Below are 23,316 nucleotides of genomic sequence, written 5' to 3'. Positions count from 1 at the left end.
GTCCCGAGCAAAAGATTTCCAAATGTAATTCTGGGGAAGACATTAACACCAAATGATAATTCCCAATATAACCGATGCCAAAATAGTTTGATTTAGACCATCATGCAAACTAGAGAGAATGAATAAGCAAGAGCACGGAGTACACCTGATAATTCCGTTAAACTCTGACACAGTTAATCTGACCTTTCCTTGGATATAACTTGTTTAACCCGCTTCACCGTCGAGGTGCTATTAAATGTCATTCTGGCGATTTTCTCTTGAGAGAGATTGCCTGCCTCTAACAGATCAATCACATATTGATACTGCTTGCGCCATTCCTCGCTGCCGACCTTGGTTGTTCCCTTGGGGCGCCCGAAACTGCTACCACTTTCTACAGTCTGCTTAATCCCTTTGCGTACCGCGTCTAATCGCTTGGGTTCGTAACGCCAACGCCCAGATGCAATAAAGCGCTCGTCCTTATCGAAGGGGGCTAAGTCATTGGCTGCGCGGGTGAATGCCGCCTTAAGCTGTTTCAACGCTGACGCATCGAGGCTCAGATATTCTTGATGCTTTCCTATCTCTCTCTTTGATAGCCGGTATCGATACAATACATACTGCTCCAGATAACCGCCGTTAGGGATTAACCGCAATACTTTGGCGCAGATGCCTTGGTTAAAGTGGGCTTTCATCTCGGATTCAACTTCAGCTAGTCTCACGTCTACCTCACGACGAGTCCGGCCCACCTTATAAATCACTTCACCATTGTCTAGGGTTAACTCAAATAAGTAGGTGGTGGCTACCATCAGCTGTTGTTGGCGCCAAGCCTCAATCTCAAAGTGTGCTCGATGTAGTTCGTTGTTAGCCACTAACTGCGATTTTCTATGTATCCGGGCTGTGAGTTGGCGGCGAAACCAGTTGCTGAATTTACTCAGCGATAGTTGGCCGGTGATGATTAACGCGGCATCGGTCAGTCGATATTTACCCGTGTAACTGTCGGTCTCAATAAGATTGTGCTTTAACAGATCACGAACATGCTTAGATTCATACCAAAATACTTCCCCAGGATGGGCTTCGGCGTAATTCTGTAAGACATTAACAAGGAAATCCGGCACGCAGAGGTGAAAGTGATCCCAGCCTGGTATTTGTGGCAGCTGTTGCAGTGACTCATGGCAAGTTTCGCCATCATGACGAAAGTGATGAATATTGACTAGCCCCTTTGCTGCGATCAACGGCACGGCACAAAAGGGGCAGGCGAGGTCAGTTTTACCACTCTTCACCGCATCGATACTAATTAATTCTCCGTCTGCGGCTTTTCCTATCGTTAGAAAGGCATTAGAAGGCATACTTAATTGAACCTATAGAATTTCCAATAAATATAGCTCAAATAAGTATGGTGTCCAATGCCAATGAATAGGTCATTAAGAGTGACGTTGAATAATAAAGCTACGAATGTACAATGAGTTATCTTTATTCGTAAGGGATAGTTATGTACAAACTGAAGCAAGAAGTGCCAGTTTCACATGCCCTAGATTTTGCTGATGTGAGCGATGCATTGATCCACATGGAGCGCCACGCTGACCAAATACAAGAAATTTCAAAAAATGCCACAGATAACGCTGCGATGGTCGTATCTGCAGCTACAGATATTGATGCAGATATTGGCAGTATTATTAGCAGCTATTTTTTTGCTAGTCAGAATCACTCTGAAGAGGAATACAACAGACATTGTTTATTTGATGAATTACTAATCGAATCTACAGTAATGAGTTACAACACAAAGCGTGATATTTTATTGAAAATCCTCAATGTAACCTCATATTGCACCGGTAAGAAGAAGGCTAATTTACAGGAGGACTTGAAGAAAATTCAGGAATGGCGAAATGCCGTTGCTCATGGCACGTTTCAAATGATGGTAAAGACCTTTGAGGTTCATTTAAATTACCAATCAGGGGGAGAAAAAGTCCTACTGCTCTCCGATGAGTTCTGGATGAATGTTGACCAAACAATTGAAAGAACCAAGTCAACTCTGTCTCAGATAGAGACCTGTATTCTTAAAGAGCGTGGCTGTTATCAAAAGACAGGTGATGATCCTGAATTTGATAAAGAGTTGGAACTCGAGTACCAATCAATTAATAACCAATTAACTGAACGATTTGATGAAGGATGGAAGTAAATATTGACCTTATCTCCCAACATACAAAGATTTATACAGCGGTATCCTCACAGCATTTCTAACATTCACAACATACCAATAATTAGAAAAAAACCAGACTATCAACGTCCTAACTCGAATTTGGCGGAAATTTCCAAAATCACGGCGCACCTAGGCTTTTCTAAAATATCTCTTACATTTTCTTGAATAAGGCCATCGCCACTCGATATGCACAATTAATTATCTATCCAGGTACTCGGGAGGTGGGGGTGTACGCCTATCTTTGTTAGTCAACAACATTGCATGATGGACTAAATAGGATTACAGTAAGACAATAACAGAAATACTTTAAGGTAATGACTTTGTGTATTCTATCGGTTAATTATGAAGTGATCCAATCCACATTGTTGCAGCTCAATCACCTGCTGGATTCGAATACCCCTGTTCGTGCCAGCGTTACCCCTGTCCCGCCCGTACTCAGAACAGTTGAGAAGGAACGTGAGCCGGTGACGGTTATCTCGGTTAGCGAAATACTAGGGCAGGCGGCAGTATCGAAAGCCAAGCTCGCCTATGGTGACTTACACATTCATCCTGATTACTCGCAGCGGTCAGCTCGCAGAACACCTGGGGTGCTCTGGTACTCCACATCGCCGTTAGTCACTAACAAAGTTATGGATGTCATTGCCCGGATTAACGTGGCGAAAGCGGCTATCGAGAAGGAAATCACCACTCAGTACAGCGCCCGTGCAGACAGATTTGAGAAACTACGCGAGGTTTGCCCTGGTGTCATGGCGTTACATCTCTATCGCCAAATCCGCTGCTTTAACGAGCCAATGACCTCGGCGCGGTTCAGTTGGTTGCGAAAGGATGTGGTGTCGAAGGTCGATAAGGCCAAATTGCTTGAGCGAATTAACGCGGATATTAAGCGCCTAGGTGATGAATGCCCAAGTCAGCTATTTCTGTTAAAGGAGAACATCGTAAGCACCCCAGAAGCGATGATTCGGGCGCGTCGGGATATTCAGCCGCAGCCTGTGGCCAATCTCATGATAAAGGGTGAAGTTAAAACCGTCACCGCCACCATGCCACTTATCGTACTGCAAAGTGTGCCATTAGAGATTAAGCCGCTAACCACGTTTGAGGCTTCGATTAAACGCGGTACTCGTGCCGATAAGCTACTGACAACAATACTGGGGTCATTTAATGGATCCATCTATGAAGCGCGGGTTTAAAAGCCGCAAACGGAGAGTAATTAGGTCAATTTTTGCGTAATTCCCATGACGTAATACAGTGCGTAAAGCAATGTAATTTGAAGGCTTATGAATGAACAGTTACGAAGAGCAGCTTAAATCCGTCTTTCACACATCGCAGATGCACTTGTATATGACTTGTGCTGAGTCAGACCGATTTGTGCCAATGCAACGCCGCAATGAGATCCTGATAAAAAGGTTAAAGCCTTTTGTGGATGACAAGTCATACCGTGAAATCAAGAGTCATATTAAGCGTGTTATCCAGCTTGGTCGCAAAGGGCAGGATATGGAGGCCTGCATCAATCAAATGCTATCAGCAATCAATAGCTCCAGCGTGAAATACGATAGGATGATGGCGTTGGCTGAATGGTTAGTTACTGCGATAGAGGTTATCGAAACGCCGATTCAATTCCGAACCAGCGAGCAACCAGTAACAGTGGACCACAATGTCTGTGAGATCCGCTTTAATCGCTTAGAGATTGAAAATTGCTTTAATGAAGAAGGCCAACAAATTGCTCCGATGATAATTAACTATCGCTACACTTCAGAGGACAATTTAATTGCACTTAAGAAGGTGTTTAACTCAGATTATCAATTGATTGAATGTATGGTTTTAACAAACAACACTGCCAACTTATTTGTCATCGATAGCGCTCATTGGATGGATGCTCAATAGTGCTCAAATAGCTGAAAGGTACTCTCGCTATGATTCAATTATCCACTCTCACCTTACATGATATTGTACGCAACTTATCCGGCTTAGGCTTCTTTTGGGCGTTGTGGATGATGTTCCCTTATCGACATAATCACGCAATACCTCTACTCCGGTCTGGCGCCGCTATCGCTTTGATGGCGGCTGGGTTGTATATGCTAAGTGATAAAGGGCTTATTGAGTTTCACACCCCTGCTTTTCTGGCGCTGGCCACATTACTGGTCACAACTAAAATGGATAATACCAATACATTTCCGGCGATGGTTATTCAGAACGTGTTTCTTGGTAGCACGTTAATTTCGTTATTTATTTATGGCATTGGAACCGTAATTACCACCTGCACTTCGGCGGCGATTTTCTTGTATATCCTCAACAAAGCAATGCCGGAAGATATTCACAATCAATATAGAGCGTGATAATGTCAATCTGTGTACAGTATTGGACGTAACTCTATGAATCCTTCTATCCTGCCAGACAGAGCCCTTAACGCGAGCGAGCTGTTTAATCAACGTGTCCTGAACGACCCCTCTACGTCGAAATGGGTGAGGGAACAGTGGGGGAACCTGTCGAAGCGTGATGTTGTTGATGCGCTGAATGACTTGGAAATTCTACAGTTGATGCTGACCAATAAATTGCATGGACTAAGCCAATGATTATCGCCAATAAAAATGGCTGGATCATACCCGTCGAGCTCAAGGTTTAGACTCCGAAATACTGGGATGTTAAGCCTTACGATGAACCAAACACCCGTCGAATGTGGAAAAGCGATAGAAAATGTCAGGTATTTACAGACGTAAAATCCGCGGAAGCCTTTGTGCTTTCCTGAAACACTTAAATCGCTGGCAATACCTGCAAGGAAATGAAAATTGAAAATAAATCTCAGAGAGCTTAATGCTCTTCAACTCGCCCCTCTCAGCGATGCGGTTTTAGTAAACCTAACTGAATTAGCATTGGAAAGAGGCTGGGTTATCGATAAGGGCCACATTACCTATGAAACGGTGCCATACGACCTTATTGTGGGACACGAACAAGGGATGATTCCTGCGGTTTCCTGGGGAAACCTGTTAAATGGTCACCATACTTCTATGGGGCATTATTTGGGGATTTTAGAAGATAGACCCAATTTTTTTACGGACCAACTTTGGCCCAAAGTGGGGTCCGCTTGGAAAACGGAAAATATCCTACGTTAAGGCCGTTTCTTAAGCAGACATGACAGGCAGCTCTGAGCGAAAAGCGGTCTTTCAGATCAAAAGCTCACAAGTAAAACGAATCTCTGCTTTGCCTTATTTGCGGACATTCGATTTTTCGTGAACCCAGAGCGTATCCTCTAATCAGGAGGCCAATTTCAGTGTGGCACTACACTTTACTTCCTCAATGGATCGCAGACACAGACTGTACAACCTCTTTTGCGCCTTTTTCTATATCCAAAATTATGCTGGAAAGGAGAGCAATTTTCTCACCATTTTGACCACTGAGACCATCGATAGAATTAATGGCTTGCATAACCTGACTAGTTACTTCCAGATTTCTTGCAACAACACTTGATATCTCATCAGTCGCTGAGCTTGTTCTTGAAGCGAGCGATCGGACTTCATCTGCGACAACAGCAAATCCACGTCCAGCCTCGCCAGCACGAGCTGCTTCGATAGCTGCATTTAGAGCAAGCAAGTTGGTCTGCTCTGCTACGCTACGAATGATATTGACCATACTAGAGATTTCTTTTGCTTGGTCACTTAATCGTTGAATAACTTGATTAGTAGTTAAAACTGTTTCGGATATCTCGCTTGCTAAATCTAAAGAGGATTCAATATGACTCTTCCCTTGTTCAGCGATATTAAAGGTTTGAAGCGCTGTTTCGTGAGCAACCTGGGCAGCTTTTTTTGCCCTCATTGCCTGCATAACACGATCTGTAATTGCAGTCGCAAATTTGATAACTTTGATGACTTTGCCGTCATTATCTTTTATAGGGTTATAACTCGCCTCTAACCATATATCATTACCTCTGGCATCATATCGCTTAAACTTACCAGAGCTGAGTTTACCCACAGCCAGGTCTTTCCAGAACTCTGGATTTTCTCTATAAAAACTGTCATCACAAAACATCTTATGGTGTCTGCCTACGATCTCCGACAGTTGATATCCCATAGCTTGAAGGAAGTTTTTATTTGCATTAACGATCTCACCACCAGGAGTGAATTCAATAATAGCCATAGCTTTATCTAGGGCGTGATATATCGCGTTTTGGTCCGTTAACTTTAATGTCTGCTCAGTTACGTCTGAGGCAATTTTGATCACGCTTGATACTTTCCCTGTGCCACTATGAACGGGAAAATAAGTCGCCTCTAACCAAATAGATTTTCCAAGCTTTGTTTTTCTGTTGAATGAGCCATGCTTCGCTCTGCCTGAGGCAAGCTCAGACCAAAAGTTCTTGTACTCATAGCTTGCGGAATATTTGGGATCACAAAAAATTGAATGATGCTTGCCAACAATTTCCGATAGTGAATACCCAACAGTGTGCAGAAATAAATCGTTTGCATCCTGAATATGACCATCAGGGGAGAATTGTATAAACGCAACACTGCCTCTGATTGAGGCAATCACCGAGGTAGCCTCTGACAAAGCTGTACTCAGCCTTTCGTTTTCCTGTTTGATTTTTTTGTTGAACATCGCAGTCATCTGTACGATTGAAAATGTAACAAATTATACCTGAATAGAATGAATTCGAGATGAATTTTCGACAATTACCAAATTTATCAGATATTTGTCTATTTAATCAACGATTTGGCATTTAATGCTGTTTAATAACGACATAAAGGAAGTGGAGGGGCATAGTTAAGGCAGCTGAGTAACTGGCCTATTGGTAAAAAATATCAGAAAACTTCGGTCTATGATGGTCCGCTTTCAGTGAAAAGCGCCGATTTTGTCGAATCTCAGTGAATTTCCGCTTTTGGCACTGAGCAGACTGTCAACGCTGGAATCTTGGGTCTGGGATTATTGCTTACCTGCCTTTACCCGAAGAATTGTTTGCCGGGTGGTATTAAACTCCCGGGCAATGGCGCTGATACTGACCCCGGTGTTAATGCGTTCAATCACAGAAAGTTGCTGTTCTTCATTCAGTGTGGAAGGACGGCCAAACCGCTTTCCTGCCGCTTTTGCCCTCGCAATACCTGAATGTGTGCGCTCAAGCAACAGATCCCGCTCAAATTCCGCCACCGCTGAAATAACCTGCATAGTCATTCTCCCGGCAGCACTTGTCAGATCAACACCTCCGAGCGCAAGGCAGTGAACTCGAATATCTGACGCAGCCAGTTGCTCAACTGTTTTTCTTATATCCATGGCATTACGCCCAAGACGGTCCAGCTTGGTGACAATCAGCACGTCGCCATTTTCCATGCGATCAAGCAGTCGGGTGAAGCCTGGTCGTTCACCGGCGGCAACCGAACCGCTGATATGTTCTTCAATCAGTCGCTGGGGCCGGACGGTAAAACCGGCAGCCTCGATTTCTCTGCTCTGATTTTCGGTGGTCTGATCCAGGGTAGAGACCCGGCAGTAAGCAAAAACACGTGACATAGTGATATTTTATGTACGAAATGGATGTACGAATCATAACGCATGTACGAAATGAATTTCACTTACTTTCGGACAGATTTGCAGAGTAGTGTACGAAACCGACCGGTTTCGGTCAGGGCAAGAAATAACGTAAATAAACTATATGCAGAGGAAGCATTTATGCCACGGAGACAAATACTCAGTAGTGAAGAAAAAGAACGCTTGTTGGTTGTGCCGGAAGATGACGTTCTTCTGACGCGCATGTGCTTTTTGAACGAACATGACCTCGCGCTTATTAATAAACATCGCAGACCAGCTAACCGCCTGGGCTTTGCTGTTTTACTTTGCTATTTGCGAGGGCCAGGATTTCCACCCGACAATAATGAGTCCCCTCACTACGGGGTTGTTTCCCGGCTTGCGGCTCATTTGAAACTTCAGCCTGATCTGTGGGCAGAGTATGCATCAAGAGAGGTCACCCGCTGGGAACATCTGGCTGAACTCTACCGCTACCTTGAATTATCCCCCTTCAGCCGGGCGCTGCAAAAAAACTGTATTCGCCACCTTTATCCCCACGCCATGCGGACAGACAGAGGTTTTTTACTTGCGGAAGAAATGCTCTCCTGGCTCCACAGTAATAAGATTATTTTCCCCTCTGTTGAGGTGATCGAACGAACCCTTGCTGAAGCAACAACGCTTGCTGACAGAGCGGTTTTTTCTGCGCTGACCGAGCAGCTTGAACCGGGGCAAAAAGCGGCACTGGACCGCCTGCTGGTATCTGAGGGTGAACAACCTTCACGGCTGGCCTGGTTGCTTCAGCCTCCGGGAAAAATAAACGGCAAAAATGTCCTGCAACATATCGACAGGTTAAATGCGATAGAGTCGCTGGCACTGCCTGACGGTATTGCGCTTTCCGTGCATCAGAACCGGCTCCTGAAACTCGCACGCGAAGGCAGGAAAATGAGTAGCCGGGACCTGGCAAAATTCACGGATGTTCGCCGTTATGCCTCGCTGGTTTGTATCATATCGGAAGCCAGAGCCACCCTGACTGATGAAGTTATTGATCTGCACGAGCGTATTCTGGGCAGTCTGTTCAGCAGGGCAAAACGCACTCAGGCCGAGCGGCTCCAGCAAACGGGAAAGCTGATTCAGAGTAAACTGAAGCAATACGTTACCGTCGGGCAGGCCTTACTTAACGCCAGAGAGTCTGGGGAAGATCCCTGGACCGCAATAGAAGACGTGCTTCCCTGGCAGGAATTCATCAACAGCGTGGAAGAGACGCGGTTCCTGTCACGTAAGGACAACTTCGATCCGTTGCATCTGATCACAGAAAAATACAGTACGCTGCGTAAATACGCGCCCCGGATGCTGTCAGCGTTGCAGTTCAGGGCTGCTCCCGCTGCAATGCAGCTCGGTGACGCGCTGGATACCGTCAAAGAGATGTATCGAAAGCAACTCCGAAAAGTACCACCTTCCGCACCAATCGGTTTCATCCCGGAAAGCTGGAGAAAAGTTGTGATTACCCCCACCGGCATTGACCGAAAATATTACGAATTTTGCGTGCTGAATGAGCTGAAGGGAGCATTACGTTCTGGCGATATCTGGGTAAAGGGATCACGCCGTTACAGGAATTTCGATGATTATCTGATCCCGTCCGGCGATTTTGAAAAATCACTCAAGGATAACCAGTTACCCCTTGCTGTTCCGGGCGATTGCCATGAATACATTGAGAGCCGTTTGACGCTTCTGGCATCGCGCCTGGAGGAAGTTAATGCAATGGCGCTGGCCGGTGATTTACCCGATGTTGATATATCGGATAAAGGCGTGAAAATTACCCCGCTGGATAATAGTGTTCCTTCAACAGCATCCCCTTTTGGCGATCTGGTTTACGGCATGCTACCTCATCCTAAAATTACTGAAATGCTGGATGAAGTGGACGGCTGGACTGGTTTTACCCGCCATTTCACCCATCTCAAGAACAATCACATCAGACCTAAAGACAGAAAGTTGTTACTGACCACCATTCTTGCCGATGGGATCAACCTTGGGCTGACAAAAATGGCCGAATCCTGTCCGGGAACGACAAAATCGTCACTCGAGGGCATTCAGGCCTGGTACATCAGGGATGAAACCTATTCAGCCGCGCTGGCCGAGTTGGTTAATGCGCAGAAAAAGCGGCCTCTGGCAGCATTCTGGGGCGATGGAACAACGTCATCGTCTGACGGACAGAACTTTCGGGTGGGGAGTCACGGGCGTTATGCGGGTCAGGTCAATCTGAAATACGGTCAGGAGCCAGGCGTGCAAATTTATACACATATTTCGGACCAGTACAGCCCGTTTTACACCAAAGTCATCAGCCGTGTTCGGGATTCAACACACGTACTTGATGGTCTGCTGTATCACGAAACCGATCTGGAAATTACAGAGCATTATACTGACACCGCAGGTTTCACTGAGCATGTTTTCGCGCTAATGCATCTGCTCGGATTCGCTTTTGCGCCAAGGATCCGGGATCTTCATGACAAGCGGCTGTTTATTCATGGGAAAGCTGAGTTGTATCCGGGGCTTCAGTCAATCATCTCCTCAACCAGCCTGAATCTGAAGGAAATTGAAACCCACTGGCATGAGGTACTGCGTCTGGCAAGTTCTATAAAGCAGGGAACGGTAACAGCATCACTGATGATGAAAAAGCTGGCCAGCTATCCTAAACAGAATGGTCTGGCAAAGGCTCTGAGGGAGGTTGGCCGCATAGAAAGGTCATTGTTTATGTTGGACTGGTTCCGGGATCCTTCGCTGCGTCGACGAGTACAGGCTGGGTTGAATAAAGGTGAGGCCCGTAATGCCCTTGCGCGAGCAGTCTTTATGCACCGGCTGGGGGAAATCAGAGATCGGGGACTGGAAAACCAGAGTTACCGGGCAAGTGGGTTGACATTGCTGACTGCGGCGATCTCGCTGTGGAATACGGTCTATATAGAAAGAGCGGTAGATTCATTGAGACGGAAAGGGATCGCGATTAATGAGCAACTGATTACCCATCTGTCACCGCTGGGATGGGAACATATCAACCTGAGCGGGGATTACGTCTGGAGAACAAACCTCAAACTGGGACAGGGTAAATACCGCGCATTACGCTCAGTGAATAGTAGTCTGTACAAAAAACAGGCTTAGCGTAGGATATTTTCCGTTTTCCAAGCGGACCCCAAAGTTGGCGTTTCACTCGCAAAGCTGGAAGGTAAGTATTACTTGGTTGGTGGTAAACACCGAGTCACTATCAATTACTTCCTCCGACATTTCAACCCCGAGACATTCAACCATTCAATCGTGATCCCGAATGTCAAAGTCCAGCATTACACACTTAAATAAAATGAGGCATTAACATGCAAATAGGCCAAAAATATTTAGCGGTGTCTCCTGCTACATCCTTCGATGACATTGATGGCAGTTTAGTGGAATTTCCCGAGAAACGGCTCCAATTAGAGGTGCTTCCAAAGCCAAAGAAAGTGCTGGTGGATGACGGTGAAATCTCCACGATTGAGCCCCTACCAGCACACCTTAAGTCGGAAGATTGGTATTTTGTTCGCAATTTAGACACGGGCCGTAGGCATTGGTTTACACCGCTTGACTATAAGTTGACGTTACTTGAATAAATCATAGAGTCATCGATACCGATACTTGCCTTTAGGTGGATGTGGAGTTTGAGCCGCAATCTCCGATTTTCTTTTCACACTTAGATGGTCATTACACTTAGGGCAGTAGTTGAGTAACGCACTGCCTTCAAAGTCCAACTGACAAAAAACGCAGCGATATATAGCGACTACGTTCAACCTGTCCATTTTGGCAATCTGCTCTTTAATCCGATCACGGGTAGTCTTGGTTTGTTCCTGAACTTGTTGCGGTTCCTGAACAGCTGGAGCTTTAGCCTGTTGATGCTCAAACCACGCATTGCGCCTTGGATTGTAAATCCAATGCTTGCCCTTAATGGACGTTTCAAGCCATTCGCGCAGTAGTGTTTGAGCTGATTTTAGTTTGTAAAACTCATTAAATATCTTTGAGAAAGGAATCAAATCAAGTCCTAGTACCGCCGTGTGCTGATCTCTTGATAGGTTGTTATATATCGGCGCGGGGCGACCAGGATGGCTAATGTATAGGCATAGCTTGCGACCTGAGACCGTAAAGATTAAGTCAAAAATAATATCCTGCTCATAACTATCAGGCGTTATGTCCTTGGGTTCCACCGTGATTGGCAAACTTTTGGTAATGACGTGCGTTTGGCCGTGATGGTCAATCTCGAGAGGTGGCAACATTAACAAGCCTGTCCCCTGCAGCAGCTGCTTCAGCATGTAGCGTACTGAAACATAAAACGAGTATTTGCAGGCCTCTATATCTTCCTTACTCGCACCTTTGGAGTCATGGGCAAAGTGGGACGCATTAACGTCACCCTGCCGTGCGATTAAGGCAATACCGCATGATGGGCAAGTACAATCACAGGATTTACCCCGCGTTGCGTCCTCTGCATCTATATACACGCCATCACTACGAAGGCCGAAGGGGATTAGATTCATAAGGTAAGCTACTTACAAAGTTTTAAGCCTTCTTGAAGGATCGGTCCGATATTAACGCGGGATACACCCATTTCATCCTGAACTTGTCGAAGAGTTTTATTTTCCTTTTTAGCTATTGCCTTTTGGTATTCCAATAAAGAACTATCCTCTTTCCAAATTGGCTCAATAGCAGCATAACCCTTGCTTTGGGCAACACCGTTTACCGCATATTCCTTATCATTTGCGATAAAAATCACTGCCTGTTCGTAGCAGCCAAGTTCTCCGCTTTCGACAGTAAACGGCCAACTTTCCCCATAACTACTTTGATGAATTTCTTTAGCGTTTAAAGTTGGGCTCAATGCCAGTAGTGAGATAATAATCGCTTTTTTCACAGTTCACTTCCCTGTTTTAAATTGTTTAACTTACTAATATTAAGTCAATAATTGTCAGGTTCATATAGAAATGAAGGTAGAATCTGACTACCGTCTTTCTGCCAACATCTTGGCCATCGCACTTTCTTTTGCCTTAATGTCTTTGCCGTACCGCAATACCATCATTGGGCTTTTCCAACGGCCGTTCTCTTGGATTTGGGCTATCGAATAGCCCGCGGCAAGTAAGTCCTGTGCGGCGCCAATCCTGGCACTATGCCCAGACCAAGCAGAATGACGGTCGATTGCTAAACTCTCGAATGCCCACAGAAATACTCGGTCCACTGTACGGGTGTTCATCGGCTTGGCTTGAACCGAGACTTTATTGCTCCGGCCAATCGGCTGAAACAAGTAGTCTTCCTTAGTCAGCCCAGCACCTTGGATGTACCTCTGAATCAATTTGAAGCCTAGCGGCGTAATGTTCACAACCTCTTCTTCACCCGAGTCATTGGTTTTGGTGTAAGGCACTGACAACACATAATCGCCTTCAAAGGTGGACTTGAGATGGCCTACTTTGATCCGAAGCAGCTCTGATTCACGAAGCAACGATTCATAGGCGATGTTCAGCAACGCCAAATTGCGCTTGTCTAATAACCTCTCACTTTCGCCATACGATTCTATGAGCATCTGCAGGTGATGAAGTCTAAAAGGCGTTGCCTGCTCTTGCGCTAAGCCGCCTGACTCGAGCTTTACTATTCTGATTTCATTCTGCTTGTCTTGCACGGTCTTACTGCTCACAGGGGACAGCAAACCACACTCCACATGGAAACTGTTAATCGCCCAAGCATATTGAGATAAGGTAGTGTATGACGACGCCTGGTAGTACTCAATAAATGTGGCCACTACCTCGGGGGTCGCAGGCAACGGGGTAAGGTTATTTGTAAGACACCAACTTTCAAACTTAGCCCACCGGCTCATTAGTGCTCGCCATGTATTAGCCCTGCGGGTACGGTGGCCATTCTCAAGAAAGTGCTTGAGTTTTGCCTGAGTAATCTCCCGAATGCGGAGCTTGTCTGCATCGGTTAAGTGAGCCAGAGGCTTTGACAATAGCGCCTGTAGCTCGTCAGTAGAGCGCTGATAGCTGTCTTTTAACGAATCGTTAAGCGTTGACGGAGGTTCGCCGTAGGACAGTGCAACGCTGTGATTATTCGTGGTTAATAAGCTCACCTAATGCCTCCCTGTCTGCTGAAAAAGCGGGGTGTTCGTCCTTGTAAAAACTCAGTAATTCATCAATCGCAGCATCCACGGATTTGGCGCCAATCGTATCCTTGAAAAGAACTAGCTTGTCGTATTGGGTCTTGCTGATCACAGGTCGAGTCGTCTTTTGAACCCGCTCGATTTGAGAGATGCGCCGACGTACCAGCTTCCAGCCAGTATCCGAGAATATGGAATTAAGACAGACATTCAATGAATGCAGCGCGGTTTCCTGTGGTAACGGCTTGGATTTGGTGGGTTCGGTTTCTCGCATTAACTGACGGAATGACACAGTGAGGGTCGGAGTGCCATCTAAGAACTGCGAAGTAAACCACTCGGTTTTCTCTATCTGGTTGAGAGTGTTACCGATCATGCGCGAGAGTAAATCACGTACTTGTGGGCTCGCAGCTTCACTTGCAGCTAACAGTCTTAATGTGCGTCCCTTGGGTCGCGAACTGACGTCAGAGGGGAGGGCGTGATACGTCCAAGCTGGGCCTAATGAGTCAGATTTGAGTGGGGAGGTAGTGTCATTCATTTTAGTATGGTGTCTCTACACTAATATTTATATTTTTAGTATAGAGACGCGCACTAATTAAATCAAACAACTTGAGTTAGATTTCTGAGCTGCCTACCCATTGAGGTAATACACCGTTAAGTAGATACGCATTCCATGCTTGACCACCTGCCAATGCATCACAGTCCAGCTCTTCAAGGCTGTCATGAGTCCATCCACCTTGCGGCGCTGGTACAATAGCTATTTGTGTGCCATCTAAGTCCTGAATTTGGAGATCACATTCAACAAGTGCCCCTGTCAAAAAATCTGTTTCATTCGGGCTTGATGGTCGGGTGATGATGCCAGAGACGCTTTTTGATAGCTGTTGGCTCACCACCTTCCAGACCCGTGGATTGCTTTGCAAGGCACTAACAATCTTATCCAGCATAGGGATGGCCCCTTGAAGTAGAGCTAAGTCAACCGAGTTAATTGGTTCGAAGTCGCCGGACTTGATAGCCTCGATGTCCTCGACGTAGAAATTGGAACCATCCTCAATACCGTTACCTTGGCCAAGGTTAATGCCATAGGTGAACACGATGGGGGCGTGGTCGCTATCGGTCAGGACCTCGGCGTTGACCATCACTGCGAGTTCGAGTTTAACCTGGGGGTTAGGCGTATCGACGTAAAAGCTGTATTCCTGATAGTAGCTATCTGCGTCGCCGTTGTCCTCTAGGAACGGCAGGGGAGCTAACAAACTGGTCGCTTGGTCAAGGTAATTACTTGGGCTAATTTGCATCTTATTCTCTCAGTTATGAATGTGAGATCATCATTGCATGGGTTCAATTTCTGGCAAATTTTGTATAAATTCAACAGGATTTTGATATTACAACCTTGCTTCAATCATGTCGCAACCGGCATTGATTCACCGCTCAGGCCAAATCGTTTAATCCCCGCGCTAATGCTATACCCGCTCCATTGCTTGCCGTTTGTATCCCAGAAAGCAACGCATCCGGAGGGTGAGCACTCAATAAACGCAATCTCGCATGGATCGTCAAATGTGGCATCCTGACACGCTCCAGCAAGCCAAGGGCGCACCCAATCCCCAACGCTAACGACGTGATGCAGCTCTTGTATTGGGAGAGAATCGGTAAACGTCCTCACAACCGTTTGGGGCAATCTTGAGCGCTGCCTAGCTAAATCAATTTCATTTACGAGAAGCCGCTTTAACTGGCTACGCTGACTTAATATCCCGCCTGTAGCTGGGACGATTTGGCTAAATCTGCCAACTGCTTGACCAGCTAACTCAGAAAAGGCCTTTTGATACCGTTTTGGCACTATGAGGTATAGAGGGGCGTCGTAGTTCATGGATTGGATATGGCGCTGAGCTTTGCTAACCAGAACTTTGTTAGCACCTAACATCGATACCCGTTCATCAGTCATAACCTGTTCGTAGGGCTCAATCAGCTCCGATGCGTGGATTAACCCATGCTTGGCGCTAAGGAAAAATAGGTTGAAAACCTGCGATAACTCTACTTGTGACCATTGCTTCACGATACTCAGATACCCCGTGCCTTGGTACAAATCAAAGGCGAGGGCGCGGTGGGGCAGCTTATTCTCACTACAGGGCAAAATTAGCGTCGGCTTCAACGAAACCAGCTCTTGCTGTAACGCATAGAATTGGCCTGCAACCGCTTGAGTAGTCCCCAATAATTCCATTAAAAATCACTCCCCAAATGATTCATACCAAAGTCATGGTCAATGTCGTGACCGCTATAGATGCCTGAATGAGTCAAGTCAGCTCCTAAAGGATTACCTGCCACATCCAAAGCGCCGTTCAGCGTAAGCAACCCTGTAGCTGGATTGATAAGATAATCATGGTAAGCGCCCGTTCTACGATTAAAACCAGCCGTATCATCATCAACATCATCACATCCATCTTGGTATTGAATAGCCACACATGGGATCGTACTTGGGATGATATTAAGCGGTGCTGCACGAGGAATTGCCGCTGGTAATGGGTTACCTTTGTTGAGCAAAACAATTAGGCCAGCGACGAACACAAACACACCTATAACCAAATATGCAGCAAACATTGTCACCTCTAACAACTGAATTTCTCATCTGAGTAAAGGATCTCACAAATGCAAAACGGCGCAAAAATTGTACTTTGCGCCGTCTGAATGGGAGGGATTAAGCAGCCATCAAAAGGTTTTGATAGTTATGCGTCAACGATAACGAATGGCCAAACATTTCAGTAACTTCCACGACATGAGATGCTGGAACCTCCATTTCAGCCGCCGCTTCTTCTGCGCTACGAACCCAGCCAAACAACTTACCAGCCACTACATTTAACTTGAGCGCCAACTTAGGGTTCATCTTAATATGCAGGTTACCGTTAAGGAACGCACGAACTGAGAACAGTACCTCGCTAGAGCCGTTAGATTGTATGTATCTAAAGTCGTGGGCTTTGTTGCTGGCCCATTTGAACTCATAAGCCTTTGGTGTGCCGCGTGTATCGAAACCAAGATTACCAGCGATGGTGACCAAATCAGTGATAAATTCGATTGCACGACAAGACAGACCGCATTGGTTGTAATAGCTGTTATAGTCGTAACCATTGACGATGCCGCCAACATTTTCCATTACACAACGGTAGTCGAGTCTAAAATGAGAGATTTGACCATTCTTTAGAAGCTCCCGATAACGCCATCGGTCGTATTTGAAGGTGCGTTGGTTACTAATATAATTCACCACGTTTGCAGCTTGGCTCATGGATAGGTAGAAATCTTTGAACTGATCATCTTGAAGCGCATCAGCATGTTTTATTGCCCATTGGGCTATCGCGTATGCGTTCTCAGCGGTGAAATCGACGCTAACGTGACGCTCCAACAGTTCTAATAACGCTTTACGATTAGATGATGTCAGGCGAGAAGTCAGGGCATCAAATTTCGCGAATAACTCCTTCCAAAACAAACTCTTTAGGCTCTTGATTTTGAGTTTGAGACTTTCCAGAACCGAAGATTTAGATACTTCCAGTTCTCTCAGTAAATCAGGGTCAATTTCAGCGAGTGCTGAATAAGTACCCATTAGCTTGGCCATCTGGTGATCGTAAAGCGATTGCATAGCCTTAACCATGTCACCACCTGGCACCAATTCATTGAGCTTTTGCTGAGTAGAATCGGATGGCCCTCTGAATTTTGCAGAATAATCACTTTCAGCCAAATCTAGGTCAAAGTTAGCGTCAAAGAACGCTTTGAAGGGGTCTACCTTGCATTGATGATGGTTTTTATACCCTAAATTCACCCGAATAATGTCAACCGGCACTGAATAACGGGTTTCGCGATCACAATCATTTTGGAAATCGAATGTGCCAATGACCTCAGCTTCGGCTTCACGTACTTTAATCGCGATTTCAATATCTCGACTGCCAGACCAACGCTGTGGCAATACCAGATAGCACACTTCGGCATTCGCCTCGGTGATGATGCGGGTTGCCCATTGCTCAAAGGCTGAATATGGAGGATTAGAGAAAATGACTCCAACTGGCTTATCCACAAGGGTTTGCTGATTAAAGTCAGTGCCAATAACCAGCACTTTTTTATCGAGCTGGCTGCAATGGACTAGGCTCTTTTCAATGGCGTACAGGTTGTAAAATGGTGGGCTCATTTCGCCGCGACGATCTTCAAGTGGCATGTTAAGGGCGCTTAAAACTCGGCCATCTCCGGCGCCAATATCAAGCAAGGATGACTCTCTGTTGTAAGACTCTAAGAACTTAGACTCAACCAAGTCGCGTCGAACTACATCAATGATATGCTCAGACGAAGGATACCACTCAAAATCCTGCTCTTCCGCCTTCAAGTGCCTTACACGTTGTGCGGTTGAAAAGTTTAACTCACCTTGTTCGGCTAACATGACGGAATGAGACATTTTGAACACCCTCTTAAGTTTCGATGTTCAAACTATCTCACGCTTTAAAAATCACGCAAACTTTGACATTGATATAGCGTCACTATACTAAATAATTATAGTTTAGTGCGTAACACACACTAATGAACCATGAGAAATCACGGTTAACGCCTGACAAACATACAAGGTTCGAGTCAAATAGGGTTAGATTGGGTAAAAACAAGCACAAAATCATCCATACCACCTAGTTTAATATGGTGACACCACACTAATACATCATGGCACCAACACCGCACGAACCCCTCTGTATTGTTTAGTATAATGACATCACACTAATAGAGTTTTCGGCTGGCGGATACTCGTGTCCGATAACTGTAATTATCGGACGCGAGTAAAAACAGACGGGCAGGGGCAAGCATTGACTCCGCGGGTGTACTGGTATCGATTGCTGAGCTTCAGATCCCACATCATGAAACAGAGAGCGCTTATTGTCTTTTAGCTGTATTGAAAAGACGAATCTAATAAAAGAGTAATAAATCAGTGACGGATCAGAAAAATGCCTAATTATAAGGAACATCGTCAAGAACTATTAACCAATTTAACAATGTATAATCCGGCCCTGCAGAGTATCATTCGCTTTATGGAATTTTATTTTCAACATGGTATTTTGCTGCGCAAAATAGAACGCTCTGTTTATTTATTCTGATAAATAAAAGACTTTTCATCCTCACTGTTTAACAGGCTATGTGCACGGCTTAGGAGGAGTTATTTATGTACATATATGCTATGAGTATTGATTTTAAGGACTTCTACAATACATATGGTCCAATAACAACATGTATTATATTGGAGCGTTTATTAATAACATGAATTTTAATGTGTAATCAGTAGTCCTTCACTGCTAAAAGATTGCTTCGTGTTTAAGTTAACTTACGTGAATAAAGTAATAATAAAAATTTGTTCCAGTCACTGTAATATTCTTCAATAATGAGCTAGCTAATGATGATCGTTAGCTACAATCCGGTATGATGTGATTAAGTTGGCTTACTCAAGCTCGATATACCAGAAATCTCTATAAGAGAAACTGTTGCACTTACTTCAGCTCAGATTAATGGACAGTATTTATTTTGATAAAGTAACAAAATCAAGTTTTTGAAACGGAATGATGATACGTTAAGATCTTGTATGTGAGTATTTTTTTTAAAAATGCTGCATTTACTTAAAACTTTGTACAGAGCCTGTACATATACCGTTCCAGCAAACAGTTTCAAGTAAACCAACAATACGGACAAATCCGCAATTGAGCACGGTCATGGGTGAACTGAATGTCGCCAGCGCTATGTTATTGATAGTAAAAACTTAGTCGGTGACTTTTCAACGTGGAAAAGGTTAAAAAAACGTTATGGTTGAAAGTTGTCGCCTTGAGAAAGGAAAACCAATCGAGCTGGAGTATCGTTATTATATTAGTTCTGAGGCGTTAATTGCCGAACAAGCAGCGATAGTCGTTCGAGAACATTAGGGCATAGAATCGATGCGCTGGGTGCTTGATGTCAGTATGAGTGAGGATGTATGTCTGATATACAATGCTCACGGGGCGGAAAATCTATCATGCCTGCATCATATGAGCTTGAATATGTTAGGAGCAGAGCCGACGAAGATAAGCATTGTTAGAAAACAAAAGCGATGCATGATGAATCCATCGATGCTTAAAGTAGTATTAAAGACTGGATTTAGTAGCTCGGTTACAAATAAAATACTCATGCGGTGGCCCTGAGTCCTGTGCTCTCTGCAATATCCCTTGGGCATATCTACATAGTACAGAGCACATATCCCGCCCAGGTCTGCATCTCCCCAGTGTTATGTCAGGGTAAGGATTCATTGAATAGTTTAATAATTGTAAGTTGAATATCTTAATAGACCTAGGATTGTGACTTACATCATGGAATTTTATTCTAAAATTTGCTAACGTAGTCCATATGATTAAATTCAGTATAATAGCATGATTAAGATTTTGCTGAATTTAGCAGTTATATTGACATTAATAACACAGTTATTAGTGCCAAGTAATGCTATGTCTAGCGATATATGTGAATCAAGTATGCAATCTAACTCTATGTCACATTCAGTTATGATGGACAATGATTGTGATGACGATAACTATAACTGTTGTGCCGAAGATTCAAGTCACTGTATTAGCCATTGCCATGTAGTCGCTAATGAATTTGTTTTGTTATCGGGCTCAAATTTAATTAACAATCCATTCACAAGTTCTAAAGTTGACTCGACTTTATGGATATCAACTCCGGTTTCGCTTGGAAGTCAAAATCCCCCTCCAATTGCTTAATTCTTTATTTTAATTAATCACTTACTATTAATTTATAAAGAATTTTGTTGCTCGTTTACTTATGAGCATCATAAAGCTTCTGGAGTTTCTTATGAAAAAATTTATCGCAATTACACTTTTATCTTTAGCTAGCACAGTTTCAATGGCTGCTACTATTACATTACCTGATTATCTTATTTTTACTTCCGTTGATGGCCAGTCTGTGGCTAATAAGGGACAGATTGACATTGAACCTGGTCAGCATTTGCTTGAACTTCAGTTTTATGATGATTACTCAAGGGGAGCAGATGACACTAATTTTGTAAAATCTGATGCATTATATTGGAGTTTGAATTTAACTAAGAACGAAGATATTCAGGTTAGAGCTAAGGATATTTTCACTACAAAATCTGCTCGCAAATTTATCGACTCCCCTCAGATCACAATAGACACGGCTAGCTTAAAAGGCGAATCAGTTAGGCTGGTTAACCATGCAGAGTTAATGTCTATCATTATGAAACAACACAGTAAAATGATGAATCATTAATTGGATTAATAGGGCGCTATCATAGCGCCCTATCAATACCTAATATACTTCTTGAGCTGTGTGTTACACACAGAGTTATAGTTGAACTATCGTAGTTATTTATGATGGTTTGGAGGTTGTATGAAAGTGGCTCAACTCGCTAATAAATTGGGTGTATCCGCTGATACTGTGCGTTTTTAAACTCGAATTGGATTACTCAATCCAAGGAAATCTCCCAATAATGGTTATAAAACATTCAACCATAAAGATATGGTGAGGATGCAATTTATTTTGAGTGCTCGAAATTTAGGATTTTCTGTTGAAGATATTAAAGTTATTTTTTCTAAGACTGATCTTGGGGATAGTGCATGTCAACTTGTACGCGAATTAATTAAAGTAAAGCTGCTTGAAACTGAGCAACAGTTCAACGAAATGGTGAAATTAAGAAGTAAGCTTTCTAAGGCGGTACAAGATTGGTCTCAAATGCCTGACAACATACCCACAGGAAACATGATTTGCCATTTAATAGAGAATACAAATCAAGAGGATATAGTTTCAGAAGAATTAGGAGTTCCCCATTATCCCCCTGTGTCAGGATTGTTGTCACCCCTAAATAATCATTATGTTTAAAGACAGGGTGCGGCAAAAGAGAACGATATGGCTCGGTATTCACCAGAACGTAAAGAAGCGATCCTTAAAAAATTATTACCTCCTCACAACTTAACGGTCGCAGAGGTCGCTCGGGAAGAAGGCATCGCGGTGCAAACCTTGTATCATTGGCGAGATATTGCCAGAAAAGAAGGTCGCCCCGTGCCAGGTAAAACATTAACAGCCGATGATTGGTCGGCTGAAGCAAAACTTGCCGTGATTATTGAAACAGCGCCGCTGTCGGAAGCGGAGATAAACCAGTATTGCCGTGAAAAGGGCTTGTTCCGCGAGCAAGTACAGCAGTGGAAACAGGATTGTTTAGCTGGTTTTCAAACCTCAGAAGTACAAACTAAAACCATTAAACAGCAGGCTAAGGCTGACAAAGCCGAAATCAAATCGCTGCAACGGGAATTGCGCTATAAGGAGAAAGCGCTGGCTGAAGCTGCTGCGTTACTGGTGCTCAGAAAAAAGCTCAATGCGCTCTGGGGGGACGACAGCGAGGAGAGCTAACCCCCTTGCCTGAGCGCATAGCATTGATTGCCTTAATCCAAGAGGCCTATACCAATGGTGCTCGCCTTTATAAGGCTTGTGCTGAAACGGGCCTCAGTAAGCGTACCTATCGACGTTGGTATCGAGAAGGTCAAGTGCAAGCTGATTTAAGGCCAACAGCAGCTCGACCAGAGCCAGCAAATAAACTCGAAGAACATGAGCGACAACAGATATTAAGTGTGTGCAATCAAGCGGAGTACGCCAGCTTACCCCCGTCGCAAATTGTGCCAACATTATTAGATAACGGGATTTATATCGCCTCGGAATCCAGCTTCTACAGAGTGTTAAATGCTCATGGTCAACTTAACCATCGTGGCCGCACTCAGGCTGCGGTCAATCGAAGCAAACCGTTGAGTTATCGGGCAGATGGGCCGAATCAAGTGTGGTCATGGGACATCACTTATTTAGCCTCAATCGTCAAAGGCCAGTTCTACTATTTGTACCTGTTTGAAGATATTTACAGTAGAAAAATAGTGGGTTACGAAGTTCATGAGCAAGAAAGTGGGGAATATGCCGCTGCGCTAATCCAACGCTGTCTGTTACGCGAGCAATGCTTTAACACGCCATTAGTGCTGCATTCTGATAATGGGGCGCCGATGAAGTCACTGACCATGAAAGCCAAGCTGGAAGAGCTTGGTATTACGGCATCATTAAGTCGGCCGCGGGTGAGTAATGACAACCCCTTTTCAGAGTCGTTATTTAAAACGTTGAAATACCGCCCACAGTGGCCGGCATCAGGTTTTAGCTGCTTAGCAACAGCAAGAGAATGGGTGGAAAAGTTTGTAACCTGGTACAACGATGAGCATAAACACAGCCAGCTAAATTTTGTCTCACCAGGGCAACGTCATGCACTGCAAGATGGCGCTATTTTAGCGAAGCGCAAGAAAGTGCTTGAGGCGGCGAAGGAAAGAAAACCGATGCGTTGGTCTACAGAGATCAGAAATTGTGAAGCGGTTGGCGCTGTAACACTCAACCCAGATAAGGCACCAGAAGAAGGCGTAATAAATGCAGCTTAATATTTAAACAAAGAGTGACAACTATCTTGAAAAACACCGTTATGTTGATAAAGCTT

General features: G+C 44.5%; 22 protein-coding genes and 1 pseudogene. 12 read left to right on the top strand and 11 right to left on the bottom strand.

Annotated elements, in window-relative coordinates; all coding sequences use genetic code 11:
• Positions 1-173: 173 nt before the first annotated feature.
• A complete protein-coding gene (locus N5E87_RS22915; RefSeq protein ID WP_086903627.1) occupies positions 174-1,322 on the bottom strand; it encodes a GIY-YIG nuclease family protein in 1,149 nt (382 codons plus the stop codon).
• Between the two features lie 143 nt (positions 1,323-1,465).
• On the opposite strand from N5E87_RS22915, the gene N5E87_RS22910 reads away from it, so the two are divergent.
• The 6 genes from N5E87_RS22910 (at position 1,466) to N5E87_RS22885 (ending at position 5,280) form a co-directional block, all read left to right on the top strand.
• On the top strand, positions 1,466-2,152 hold the full coding sequence (locus tag N5E87_RS22910) for a hypothetical protein (RefSeq protein ID WP_086903628.1): 687 nt from the start codon (positions 1,466-1,468) through the stop codon (positions 2,150-2,152).
• Between the two features lie 335 nt (positions 2,153-2,487).
• Complete coding sequence (locus N5E87_RS22905; RefSeq protein WP_086903629.1) at positions 2,488-3,360, top strand: DNA replication terminus site-binding protein; 873 nt, start codon at positions 2,488-2,490, stop codon at positions 3,358-3,360.
• Between the two features lie 91 nt (positions 3,361-3,451).
• Entirely contained in the window at positions 3,452-4,054 is a 603-nt protein-coding gene (locus N5E87_RS22900) for a DUF2913 family protein (protein ID WP_086903630.1), read from the top strand.
• Positions 4,055-4,083: 29 nt separating this feature from the next.
• A complete protein-coding gene (locus N5E87_RS22895; RefSeq protein ID WP_086903631.1) occupies positions 4,084-4,506 on the top strand; it encodes a hypothetical protein in 423 nt (140 codons plus the stop codon).
• 36 nt (positions 4,507-4,542) lie between these two features.
• Positions 4,543-4,743 carry a hypothetical protein gene (locus tag N5E87_RS22890; protein WP_041413287.1) on the top strand — a complete coding sequence of 67 codons (201 nt, stop codon included), beginning with the start codon at positions 4,543-4,545 and terminating at the stop codon, positions 4,741-4,743.
• A gap of 213 nt (positions 4,744-4,956) precedes the next feature.
• Positions 4,957-5,280: a hypothetical protein gene (locus N5E87_RS22885; protein ID WP_086903632.1), complete on the top strand. Its 324-nt coding sequence runs from the start codon at positions 4,957-4,959 to the stop codon at positions 5,278-5,280.
• A 181-nt stretch (positions 5,281-5,461) separates the two neighbouring features.
• On the opposite strand, the gene N5E87_RS22880 is transcribed toward N5E87_RS22885, so the two are convergent.
• The gene (locus N5E87_RS22880; protein ID WP_086903644.1) at positions 5,462-6,757 is read right to left on the bottom strand and encodes a PAS domain-containing methyl-accepting chemotaxis protein; all 1,296 of its coding nucleotides are present in this window, start codon (positions 6,755-6,757) and stop codon (positions 5,462-5,464) included.
• Positions 6,758-7,081: 324 nt separating this feature from the next.
• Positions 7,082-7,660, bottom strand: coding sequence for a recombinase family protein (locus tag N5E87_RS22875; RefSeq protein ID WP_086903633.1), 579 nt, complete (start codon positions 7,658-7,660; stop codon positions 7,082-7,084).
• Positions 7,661-7,819: 159 nt separating this feature from the next.
• Here N5E87_RS22875 and N5E87_RS22870 point away from each other — a divergent pair, with 159 nt between their 5' ends.
• Together N5E87_RS22870 and N5E87_RS22865 are read left to right on the top strand one after the other, a co-directional pair.
• On the top strand, positions 7,820-10,804 hold the full coding sequence (locus N5E87_RS22870) for a Tn3 family transposase (protein WP_086903634.1): 2,985 nt from the start codon (positions 7,820-7,822) through the stop codon (positions 10,802-10,804).
• A 209-nt stretch (positions 10,805-11,013) separates the two neighbouring features.
• A complete protein-coding gene (locus N5E87_RS22865; RefSeq protein ID WP_086903635.1) occupies positions 11,014-11,283 on the top strand; it encodes a hypothetical protein in 270 nt (89 codons plus the stop codon).
• 9 nt (positions 11,284-11,292) lie between these two features.
• Here N5E87_RS22865 and N5E87_RS22860 read toward each other — a convergent pair whose 3' ends face one another.
• The 8 genes from N5E87_RS22860 to N5E87_RS22825 form a co-directional block, all read right to left on the bottom strand.
• Positions 11,293-12,198: a hypothetical protein gene (locus N5E87_RS22860; protein ID WP_086903636.1), complete on the bottom strand. Its 906-nt coding sequence runs from the start codon at positions 12,196-12,198 to the stop codon at positions 11,293-11,295.
• An 8-nt stretch (positions 12,199-12,206) separates the two neighbouring features.
• A complete protein-coding gene (locus N5E87_RS22855; protein ID WP_086903637.1) occupies positions 12,207-12,569 on the bottom strand; it encodes a DUF2511 domain-containing protein in 363 nt (120 codons plus the stop codon).
• An 87-nt stretch (positions 12,570-12,656) separates the two neighbouring features.
• Positions 12,657-13,772, bottom strand: coding sequence for a tyrosine-type recombinase/integrase (locus N5E87_RS22850; protein ID WP_256657323.1), 1,116 nt, complete (start codon positions 13,770-13,772; stop codon positions 12,657-12,659).
• Complete coding sequence (locus tag N5E87_RS22845; RefSeq protein ID WP_086903638.1) at positions 13,750-14,334, bottom strand: hypothetical protein; 585 nt, start codon at positions 14,332-14,334, stop codon at positions 13,750-13,752. The genes N5E87_RS22850 and N5E87_RS22845 overlap by 23 nt, the downstream gene beginning before the upstream one ends.
• 76 nt (positions 14,335-14,410) lie before the next feature.
• Positions 14,411-15,088 carry a hypothetical protein gene (locus tag N5E87_RS22840; RefSeq protein ID WP_086903639.1) on the bottom strand — a complete coding sequence of 226 codons (678 nt, stop codon included), beginning with the start codon at positions 15,086-15,088 and terminating at the stop codon, positions 14,411-14,413.
• Between the two features lie 104 nt (positions 15,089-15,192).
• Positions 15,193-16,008, bottom strand: a complete 816-nt coding sequence (locus N5E87_RS22835) for a DUF6884 domain-containing protein (RefSeq protein WP_176370333.1) — start codon at positions 16,006-16,008, stop codon at positions 15,193-15,195.
• Positions 16,008-16,385, bottom strand: coding sequence for a hypothetical protein (locus N5E87_RS22830; RefSeq protein ID WP_256657324.1), 378 nt, complete (start codon positions 16,383-16,385; stop codon positions 16,008-16,010). The genes N5E87_RS22835 and N5E87_RS22830 overlap by 1 nt, the downstream gene beginning before the upstream one ends.
• A 97-nt stretch (positions 16,386-16,482) precedes the next feature.
• Positions 16,483-18,150, bottom strand: a complete 1,668-nt coding sequence (locus N5E87_RS22825; RefSeq protein ID WP_279776082.1) for a DUF4942 domain-containing protein — start codon at positions 18,148-18,150, stop codon at positions 16,483-16,485.
• A gap of 1,350 nt (positions 18,151-19,500) precedes the next feature.
• Here N5E87_RS22825 and N5E87_RS22820 point away from each other — a divergent pair.
• The 4 genes and pseudogenes from N5E87_RS22820 to N5E87_RS22805 all read left to right on the top strand — a co-directional run.
• A pseudogene (locus N5E87_RS22820) lies at positions 19,501-19,972 on the top strand (ISAs1 family transposase); the annotation flags it as partial.
• Positions 19,973-20,633: 661 nt separating this feature from the next.
• Positions 20,634-21,068 carry a DUF2057 family protein gene (locus N5E87_RS22815; RefSeq protein ID WP_086904885.1) on the top strand — a complete coding sequence of 145 codons (435 nt, stop codon included), beginning with the start codon at positions 20,634-20,636 and terminating at the stop codon, positions 21,066-21,068.
• Between the two features lie 186 nt (positions 21,069-21,254).
• Entirely contained in the window at positions 21,255-21,677 is a 423-nt protein-coding gene (locus N5E87_RS22810) for a MerR family DNA-binding protein (RefSeq protein ID WP_347881496.1), read from the top strand.
• 27 nt (positions 21,678-21,704) lie between these two features.
• A protein-coding gene (locus tag N5E87_RS22805; protein WP_086937296.1) for an IS3-like element ISSpu6 family transposase occupies positions 21,705-23,260 on the top strand; the annotation gives its coding sequence in 2 pieces (ribosomal slippage) (positions 21,705-22,167 and positions 22,167-23,260; 1,557 coding nt in all).
• The last annotated feature ends 56 nt before the right edge of the window (positions 23,261-23,316 follow it).

The sequence above is a fragment of the Shewanella sp. GD03713 genome (assembly GCF_029843705.1).
GTDB lineage: Bacteria > Pseudomonadota > Gammaproteobacteria > Enterobacterales > Shewanellaceae > Shewanella.
This window is presented reverse-complemented; position numbering and strand designations above follow the sequence as displayed.

Excerpts from the sequence above, each read along its gene's own strand:
- N5E87_RS22915 (WP_086903627.1), bottom strand. The coding sequence starts at position 1,322 with ATGCCTTCTAATGCCTTTCTAACGATAGGAAAAGCCGCAGACGGAGAA.
- N5E87_RS22910 (WP_086903628.1), top strand. The coding sequence starts at position 1,466 with ATGTACAAACTGAAGCAAGAAGTGCCAGTTTCACATGCCCTAGATTTT.
- N5E87_RS22905 (WP_086903629.1), top strand. The coding sequence starts at position 2,488 with ATGACTTTGTGTATTCTATCGGTTAATTATGAAGTGATCCAATCCACA.
- N5E87_RS22900 (WP_086903630.1), top strand. The coding sequence starts at position 3,452 with ATGAACAGTTACGAAGAGCAGCTTAAATCCGTCTTTCACACATCGCAG.
- N5E87_RS22895 (WP_086903631.1), top strand. The coding sequence starts at position 4,084 with ATGATTCAATTATCCACTCTCACCTTACATGATATTGTACGCAACTTA.
- N5E87_RS22890 (WP_041413287.1), top strand. The coding sequence starts at position 4,543 with ATGAATCCTTCTATCCTGCCAGACAGAGCCCTTAACGCGAGCGAGCTG.
- N5E87_RS22880 (WP_086903644.1), bottom strand. The coding sequence starts at position 6,757 with ATGTTCAACAAAAAAATCAAACAGGAAAACGAAAGGCTGAGTACAGCT.
- N5E87_RS22875 (WP_086903633.1), bottom strand. The coding sequence starts at position 7,660 with ATGTCACGTGTTTTTGCTTACTGCCGGGTCTCTACCCTGGATCAGACC.
- N5E87_RS22870 (WP_086903634.1), top strand. The coding sequence starts at position 7,820 with ATGCCACGGAGACAAATACTCAGTAGTGAAGAAAAAGAACGCTTGTTG.
- N5E87_RS22865 (WP_086903635.1), top strand. The coding sequence starts at position 11,014 with ATGCAAATAGGCCAAAAATATTTAGCGGTGTCTCCTGCTACATCCTTC.
- N5E87_RS22860 (WP_086903636.1), bottom strand. The coding sequence starts at position 12,198 with ATGAATCTAATCCCCTTCGGCCTTCGTAGTGATGGCGTGTATATAGAT.
- N5E87_RS22845 (WP_086903638.1), bottom strand. The coding sequence starts at position 14,334 with ATGAATGACACTACCTCCCCACTCAAATCTGACTCATTAGGCCCAGCT.
- N5E87_RS22840 (WP_086903639.1), bottom strand. The coding sequence starts at position 15,088 with ATGCAAATTAGCCCAAGTAATTACCTTGACCAAGCGACCAGTTTGTTA.
- N5E87_RS22835 (WP_176370333.1), bottom strand. The coding sequence starts at position 16,008 with ATGGAATTATTGGGGACTACTCAAGCGGTTGCAGGCCAATTCTATGCG.
- N5E87_RS22830 (WP_256657324.1), bottom strand. The coding sequence starts at position 16,385 with ATGTTTGCTGCATATTTGGTTATAGGTGTGTTTGTGTTCGTCGCTGGC.
- N5E87_RS22815 (WP_086904885.1), top strand. The coding sequence starts at position 20,634 with ATGAAAAAATTTATCGCAATTACACTTTTATCTTTAGCTAGCACAGTT.